We start from the raw sequence: 7494 nt of genomic DNA on the forward strand, positions 1-7494 counted from the left end.
GACGGGGGCAGGCGGTTCGGCGACAGGGCCCAGGCCGGACAGGGCTCAGCCGGACAGGTCTAGGACGATGCCGGTACGCGGAGGGCGGCCAGCACCGGAAGGTGGTCCGTCGCCGCCCTCAGATCGGCCTCGGTGACTCCCGGCAGCCCCCGGGGCACCCCGCAGCCCAGGACCTCGACACCCCCGGTGGCGAAGACCGCGTCGATGCGCTGGTGGGGGTGGTCCGGGGTCGACGTGTATTCGTCGCCCCAGGGCTTCGCCGTCCAGCAGTCCTGGAGTTCCCCGGCCAGCAGCCGGAAACTCCGGCCGTCGGGGCGGTCGTTGAGGTCTCCGGCCGCGATCGCGTGCGGTACGTCCATGGCCTTGAGGCGGTCGAGCAGCGTCTCGGCCTGTGCGTACCGCTCGTCGGCCCGCAGGCTGAGATGGCAGCTCAGCACGCCGAGCCGGGCCCGCCCGATGCGTACCACCGCGGTGGCGAAGCCGCGCCGGTGCAGACCCGGGGTGAGCGGCAGCAGGATGTCCTCGGTCCGCTCGACGGTGGCGCGCAGCGAACAGAGCAGCAGCGGCCCGGAGGCGGTGGCGCCGCCGCTGAGGACGACGAGATCGGTCCGCGCGGCCAGCCAGGCGGCCTGTTTGCGCCAGCGGAAGAACCGGGGCGCTTCCTGGATGAAGACCAGATCGGGCGCGCAGGCCCGGATGACCCGGGCCAGCGCCTCGCGGTCGTCGCGCATGGAGCGGATGTTGTAACTGAGCACCCGGATCACAGCCGAACCATCCGGCTCGGTAAGGGAGTCGGGCAACGGGGGCATCGCCATCCCCTCAAGATACGTGACCGCGCCGGTTCACCGGATCCGCCCGGCCGCCGGTCCGTCCTCAACCGCCGGACAGGCCGATGAGCCCGTCCGGCGATCGAGGACACAGCGCAGCCGACCCGTCCGGCGATCGAGGACAGAGCGCGACCGGCCGGCCCGGCGCACGGCGGATGCGGCAGGTCAGCCCTGGCGGGCCAGGTCCGCGGCGCCCACCAGGCCCGCCTCGCCACCCAGTTGGGCCGCCAGGACCTGCGCGTGCGGGCGCCACTCGCCGCCGATCAGCCAGCGCCTGAAGGACTTGCGGATCGGGTCGAGGACCAGTTCGCCCTCGTCCGAGACACCGCCGCCGACGATGAACGCCGAAGGGTCGAAGAGCGAGGCCAGATCGGCGAGCCCGGCGCCCGCCCAACGGGCCAGCTCCCGGAAGGAGTCGATGGCCACCGGGTCACCGGCACGGGCGGCGGCGCTGATGTGCCGGCCCTCGATGCCGTCCGGGGTGCCGTTGCCGAGGCCGAGCAGGATCTGCGCGTTCTCCGGCGTCGCGTTGGCACGCTGCCTGGCGTACCGGACGAGGGCGCGCCCCGACGCGTACTGCTCCCAGCAGCCCTGGCTTCCGCAGCCGCACAGCAGACCGTCCGGCACCACCCGGATGTGCCCGAACTCCGCGGCCACACCGAAGCGTCCGCGCCGCAGCTTGTTGCCGATGATGATGCCGCCGCCGAGCCCCGTGCCGAGTGTGATGCAGATGACGTCGTCGTGGCCCTGCCCGGCCCCGAACCGGTACTCGCCCCAGGCCGCCGCGTTGGCGTCGTTCTCCACGACGACCGGCAGCCCGACCCGCTGCTCGACCTTGTCCTTGAGCGGTTCGTGGCGCCAGTTGATGTTGGGCGCGAACAGGACGGTGGCGCGCTTGTCGTCGACGTACCCGGCGGCCCCGATGCCGACCGCCTCGATCTGATGTCCCCGCCCGGCACCCGAGACGGCGGCGCAGATCGCGTCCACGATGCCTTCGGCGGTCGGCGGCGTGGGCACCTTGTGCGTCTCCAGGATGGTGCCCTCTTCGTCGACCACGCCCGCCGCGATCTTCGTGCCGCCGATGTCGACGCCGATGGTGAGTCCCATGTGTCCCTCAGTTTTCGGTCGAGCCCCGCTGTGGTCAACCGTACCCGAGGGCGGGCTCCGGGCAGTCAGTCCAGGTCGATGTGGCCGCTCGGACCAGGTCCTTCGTCCCTGGGGTCCGTGGGGTCGTCGGACTTCTTCGTGTCGTACGGGGCGTCCTTGCCGAGCGGCGAGGGCGCTCCGGAGGACGGCGCCGAGGAGGAGTCCCGGGTCCAGCGGCCCTCCTCGGTCTCGACCGCGGACCGGTAGGCGGCGAGGAGTTCGTTGCCCGCGGCGGCGAGATGGCCGAAGACACCCGGGTTCCGCTCGATGACCGGCTCCACGACGGCCTTGGCCTGGTTGATGAACTGCTGTACGGCGCCCTGCGCGGCGACGCCGAAGAGGGGGCCCGGCAGCGCGGAGACCCGGTCGGCGACGGCGTCGACCAGCTTGCGCAGCTCCTCGGCGGCGGAGACGGGCGGCGGTCCGTATTCCGCGCGGCGGCGCGCCCGCTCCGCCTCCAGATCCTCGGCGCATGCCGCGGCCCAGGCGTCCGAGTCGGTGGCGGGGCGCTCGGTGGCATCGCTCATGGAGACTCCTGCGTCAGGGGCAGAGGCCTTCCGCCGTGGGCAGCGGAAGGGATTCGTACCTTCGACGGTACCCGAACGCCCGGGGGAGCAAGTGCTGTCTCCCGCCGTTCGCCCGCAGGGCGGGCTTCGCGGCGTTCGGTGCGTGCAGATGCAAGGCGGAGGGTCGGCGTTGTCGATGGCCCGGGCGTACTCGGACGATCCCGACAACGCAGCAGATGCGCGTGCCGGGCGTCGCGAAGCAGGGGGGAGACAGGACTTGTTCCCCCGGGGGACGTTCAGGGCGTACGGGGCCACAGGGCCGGGTCCGGGGAGAATCTCACCCGGAGCACGCCGTCCGTCAGGGCCGCGCCCGTCACCGTGCAGCGGCGCAGCGCGGACGGGAGGGGCACGATACGACGGAACGGTCCGACGGTGAGCAGAAGTTCATCGTCGCGGCGGATCAAGGACAGCTCGCTCTTGACCGCTCCTGGCAGGGGTACGCACCAGACGAGCAGACCGTCCTCGGCGAGCCGGTCCTCGACGGGCCATTCAGCGGCGCCCTCGCCCGGTCCGTCGAGCCCGGTCGCCAGATCCGCAAGGCCCTCGAAGGCCCCGGCGCCCTCGCCGAGACGGGTGAGATCGTCCGGGCCGTACGGGTCCCGGCCCAGGTGCCCCACCGGGCACAGCGCCGTCCCGGGCGCCCACTCCTCGTACCACTCGTCCAGGCACTTGCGCTGCTGCGCGACCAGCGTCGCGAGCCAGGGTCCGGCCGCCTCCGCGGGCAGGATCCGGTTCGGTACGAGGGCGTCGGCCCGCAGTCCGTACAGCGCGAGCCCGGTGCGCGCGACCCGCAGGGCCTCCGCCGCGGCCGGCCCCGGCTCCGCGACCAGCCGTACGGTCGTCGCCGGGTCTTGGATCACCGCCTGGACGGCGGCCAGCTCCGCGTCCCGCCGCGCGGCCGTCTCGTACAGCCACTGCGCGGGCATCGGTACGCCGGCGAGCTGGGCCATCATCGGGCGCAGCGCGCGGGCGGCCTGCCGTTCACGGGGCAGCAGCCTGCGCAGATAGCGGCGGAGCTGCTCGGGCAGGGCCAGGACGGCCAGCGCGTCCCGCAGTGGCGGGAGATCGACGACCAGGACGTCAAAGTCGCCGGCGGCGGCCCGGCGTACCGCGTGCAGGAGCGCAAACTGCTCGCTGCCGGGCAGTTCGGTGAGTTCCTCGCCGGCCAGCCGCCGGGCGCCGAGCAGATCGAGGGCGGTGGCGGCCTTCTCCTGGAAGGCGAGCAGTTCGTCACGGAAGTGCTCGCCGGAGTCGATACGGGCCGCCCACAGGCCGTCGCCCGCGCCGGTGGGCCGGGATCCCACCGGTATGCCGAGCAGGGTGTCGAGCGGGTCGGCGGAGAGCAGCAGGACGCGCCCGCCGCGCCGGGCGGCGGCCAGCGCGGTCGCCGCGGCGATGGTCGTACGGCCTGCCCCGCCGGGACCGGTGACCAGGACCGTACGCACCGGATCAGGCTCCGGGGGCGGATTCGACGCGCTTCTTGAGACCCGCGAGCGCGCGGTCGATGATGACCTTCTCCGCCTTGCGCTTGATCATGCCGAGCATGGGGATCTTGACGTCGACGGTCAGCCGGTAGGTGACTTCGGTACGGGCGCCGCCGCCGAGGGACGCCAGGTGGTACGAGCCGTCGAGGGCGCGCAGCATCTGGGACTTCACCAGGGTCCAGCTCACCTCGTTCCCGCCGGTCCAGGTGTAGGCGAGGGTGTGGTCGTCCTTGATGGCTCCGGCGTCCAGCACGAGCCTGACCTGCTGGGCACGGCCGTGCCCGTCGGTGGCCAGCACCTCGGCCTCCTTCACCTCGCCCGTCCACTCCGGATAGCGGGTGAAGTCGGCGATCACGCCCATGACATCGGCCGGTGCCGCCTCGATCGTGATGCTCGAACTGGTGTGTTCCGCCATCGCCGTGCTCCTCCGGTACTGGATACGCGGTGTGCAGGCTATCGCGAGTGCGCGGGTCACCATTCCAGGGCCCACGGGCGCCCTGTCGCGGCGAAGTGACCGACATTCACACACTCCGTGGAGCCGACGCGCATCCGGCGGGCGAGCGGCTGGTGGACATGGCCGAAAAGGGCGTACCGCGGCCTGGTGCGCCGGATGGCGTCCAGCAGGGCACGGCTGCCGCGTTCGAACCGGCGGGGGACGATGTCGTACGTCAGCTCCGGCACATCCGGCGGGATGTGCGAGCAGAGGACGTCGACCTCGCCGAGCGCCTCGACCTTGGCCGCGTACTCCTCGTCGGAGATCTCGTACGGGGTGCGCATGGGGGTGCGCAGTCCGCCGCCGACGAATCCGAAGACGCGGCCGCCCAGTTCGACCCGTTCCCCGTCGAGGACGGTGGTGCCCTCTTGCGCGTACTCGGGCCAGAGAGCCGGTATGTCGACATTGCCGTAGGTGGCGTACGTCGGGCTGGGGAAGGCGGCGAACATCTCGGCGTACTGGCGGCGCACCGCGCCCTCGATGGCCTCGGCGGGGTCGACAGCGAGCCCGTCCCACAGCTTCCTGCCCAGGTCACGGGCCTCGTCGAAGCGGCGGGCGGTACGCAGCTCGACGATCCGGTCGGCGTTCCCGACCCCGAAGAGATCGGGGAAGATACCGCGCGAATGGTCCGCGTAGTCCAGGAAGAGCACCAGGTCACCGAGGCAGATCAGGGCATCGGCACCTTCGCCGGCGGTCAGCAGACCCTGGGTGTTCCCATGCACATCACTGATCACATTGACTCGCATACCTGGCATGGCGATCACCCTAGAACGGCCTTCCCCCACCCGATAGAGGGGGCCGGACCTGCGGTTCCTTCCGTGGTGTCAGATGCGTGGACTACTGTGCCGCAGTACCGTCTTTTTACGTGTGACGCAGGGAACATCTGGCCGGGACCCCCTATGCGCAAGTCAGTACCGGTGGGTAACGTCCGGGCGGTCCAGTCGTGCTCGCCACGTGGCGTCGGCGCCCGATGAGGAGCAGCAGTCTTGCGCGAGTTCAGCCTTCCGGCTCTGTACGAGGTCCCGGCGGACGGCAATCTGACGGATCTCATCCGCCGCAATGCCGCTCAGCATCCTGATGTGGCGGTCCTGGGCCGCAAGGTGGCGGGCGAGTGGACCGATGTCACCGCCACCCAGTTCCTGGCCGAGGTGCGGGCCGTCGCCAAGGGCCTGATCGCGACGGGCATCCGGCCCGGCGACCGGGTCGCGCTGATGTCCCGTACCCGCTTCGAGTGGGTGCTGCTCGACTTCGCGATCTGGAGCGCGGGCGCGGTCACCGTACCGGTGTACGAGACGAGTTCGGCCGAGCAGGTGCAGTGGATCCTCGGTGACTCGGGCGCGGTCGCGGTGATCGTGGAGAACGACGCGCACGGCGCGGCGGTGGACTCGGTCCGGCACTCGCTGCCCGATCTGCGGGACGTCTGGGAGATCGACAGGGAGGGTGTACGGGAGCTGACCGAGGCGGGCGCGGACGTGCCGGACTCGGTGGTCGACGAGCGGGCGGCGACGGCCAAGGCCGACGATCCGGCGACGATCGTCTACACCTCGGGCACCACCGGCCGCCCCAAGGGGTGTGTGCTGACGCACCGCAGCTTCTTCGCGGAGTGCGGCAACGCGGTGGAGCGGCTGAAGCCGCTGTTCCGTACGGGCGAGTGCTCGGTGCTGCTGTTCCTGCCGACCGCGCATGTCTTCGGGCGGCTGGTCGAGGTGGCGGCGGTGATGGCGCCGATCAAGCTGGGCTGCGTGCCCGACATCAAGAACCTGCCGGAGGAGCTGGCCTCGTTCCGGCCGACGCTGATCCTGGGCGTGCCACGGGTCTTCGAGAAGGTCTACAACTCGGCGCGCGCCACCGCGCAGGCGGCCGGCAAGGGCCGGATCTTCGACCGGGCGGCGCGGACGGCGATCGCGTACAGCAAGGCGCTGTCCACTTCGCGTGGTCCGTCCCTCGGTCTGCGGGTCCGGCACTGGGTCTTCGACCGGCTTGTTTACGGGAAGCTACGCGCGGTGCTCGGCGGGCGCGGGGAGTACGCGATCTCCGGCGGCGCGCCGCTCGGCGAGCGGCTGGGCCACTTCTTCCGGGGCATCGGCTTCACGGTCCTGGAGGGGTACGGGCTCACCGAGTCGTGCGCGGCGACCGCCTTCAACCCCTGGGACCGGCAGAAGATCGGCACGGTCGGCCAGCCCCTGCCGGGCTCGGTGATCCGTATCGCCGACGACGGCGAGGTCCTCCTCCACGGCGAGCACCTCTTCACGGGCTACTGGAACAACGAGGCGGCCACGGCCGAGGCGCTGGCCGACGGCTGGTTCCACACCGGTGACATCGGCACGCTCGACGAGGACGGCTACCTCACGATCACCGGCCGCAAGAAGGAGATCCTGGTCACCGCGGGCGGCAAGAACGTCGCCCCGGCCGTCATCGAAGACCGTATCCGCGCGCACGCCCTCATCTCCGAATGCATGGTCGTCGGCGACGGCCGGCCCTTCGTGGGCGCGCTGATCACCCTGGACGAGGAGTTCCTGGCGCGCTGGGCGAAGGACCACAACAAGCCGACGGGCTCCACGGCGGCCACGCTCCGGCTGGACCCGGAGCTGCTGGCGGAGATCCAGCGGGCGGTGGACGAGGGGAACGCGGCGGTGTCGAAGGCGGAGTCGGTACGGAAGTTCCGCATCCTGACGACGCAGTTCACGGAGGACGCGGGGCACATCACGCCGTCGATGAAGCTGAAGCGGAACGCGGTGGCGAAGGACTTCGCGGACGAGATCGAAGCGATCTATCAGCGCTGAGGCGGGCGCCGGACGCGGCGCCGCGTCGTGTCCTCAATCGCCGGACGGGCTTGATTTGCCGGGCGGCACCGACGGAAACCGGGCCCCGGCACCGGGTGCGGCACCGGTCCGGCTCGCCTCCTAGAGCAGTGCCCTCAGGCCCGAGGCCAGGTCGTCCCAGCGCCAGGTCTCCTCCACCCAGGCCCGCCCCCGCTC

At 71.6% G+C, this 7494-nt stretch carries 7 protein-coding genes; 1 reads left to right on the top strand and 6 read right to left on the bottom strand.

Annotation, left to right across the window (positions count from 1 at the left end; all coding sequences use genetic code 11):
• Positions 1–59 precede the first annotated feature (59 nt).
• From WH07_RS31300 to WH07_RS31325, 6 genes are all read right to left on the bottom strand, one after another.
• Positions 60–815, bottom strand: a complete 756-nt coding sequence (locus tag WH07_RS31300; protein WP_046507581.1) for an endonuclease/exonuclease/phosphatase family protein — start codon at positions 813–815, stop codon at positions 60–62.
• A gap of 177 nt (positions 816–992) precedes the next feature.
• On the bottom strand, positions 993–1934 hold the full coding sequence (locus WH07_RS31305; RefSeq protein WP_046507584.1) for an ROK family glucokinase: 942 nt from the start codon (positions 1932–1934) through the stop codon (positions 993–995).
• A 65-nt stretch (positions 1935–1999) separates the two neighbouring features.
• Complete coding sequence (locus WH07_RS31310; protein ID WP_046507586.1) at positions 2000–2500, bottom strand: DUF5304 domain-containing protein; 501 nt, start codon at positions 2498–2500, stop codon at positions 2000–2002.
• A 275-nt stretch (positions 2501–2775) separates the two neighbouring features.
• Positions 2776–3984, bottom strand: coding sequence for an ArsA family ATPase (locus WH07_RS31315; protein WP_046507589.1), 1209 nt, complete (start codon positions 3982–3984; stop codon positions 2776–2778).
• Between the two features lie 4 nt (positions 3985–3988).
• Positions 3989–4438, bottom strand: a complete 450-nt coding sequence (locus WH07_RS31320; RefSeq protein WP_046507592.1) for an SRPBCC family protein — start codon at positions 4436–4438, stop codon at positions 3989–3991.
• A gap of 56 nt (positions 4439–4494) precedes the next feature.
• Positions 4495–5262 carry a metallophosphoesterase family protein gene (locus WH07_RS31325; RefSeq protein ID WP_046507594.1) on the bottom strand — a complete coding sequence of 256 codons (768 nt, stop codon included), beginning with the start codon at positions 5260–5262 and terminating at the stop codon, positions 4495–4497.
• Between the two features lie 240 nt (positions 5263–5502).
• Here WH07_RS31325 and WH07_RS31330 point away from each other — a divergent pair, with 240 nt between their 5' ends.
• Positions 5503–7299, top strand: coding sequence for an AMP-dependent synthetase/ligase (locus tag WH07_RS31330; RefSeq protein WP_046507597.1), 1797 nt, complete (start codon positions 5503–5505; stop codon positions 7297–7299).
• The last annotated feature ends 195 nt before the right edge of the window (positions 7300–7494 follow it).

This window comes from Streptomyces odonnellii (assembly GCF_000981895.1).
GTDB classification, from domain to species: domain Bacteria; phylum Actinomycetota; class Actinomycetes; order Streptomycetales; family Streptomycetaceae; genus Streptomyces; species Streptomyces odonnellii.

What these genes read in the sequence shown, in the direction of transcription:
- WH07_RS31325 (WP_046507594.1), bottom strand. Translation starts at nt 5,262, where the DNA reads ATGCGAGTCAATGTGATCAGTGATGTGCATGGGAACACCCAGGGTCTG.
- WH07_RS31305 (WP_046507584.1), bottom strand. Translation starts at nt 1,934, where the DNA reads ATGGGACTCACCATCGGCGTCGACATCGGCGGCACGAAGATCGCGGCG.
- WH07_RS31300 (WP_046507581.1), bottom strand. Translation starts at nt 815, where the DNA reads ATGGCGATGCCCCCGTTGCCCGACTCCCTTACCGAGCCGGATGGTTCG.
- WH07_RS31320 (WP_046507592.1), bottom strand. Translation starts at nt 4,438, where the DNA reads ATGGCGGAACACACCAGTTCGAGCATCACGATCGAGGCGGCACCGGCC.
- WH07_RS31310 (WP_046507586.1), bottom strand. Translation starts at nt 2,500, where the DNA reads ATGAGCGATGCCACCGAGCGCCCCGCCACCGACTCGGACGCCTGGGCC.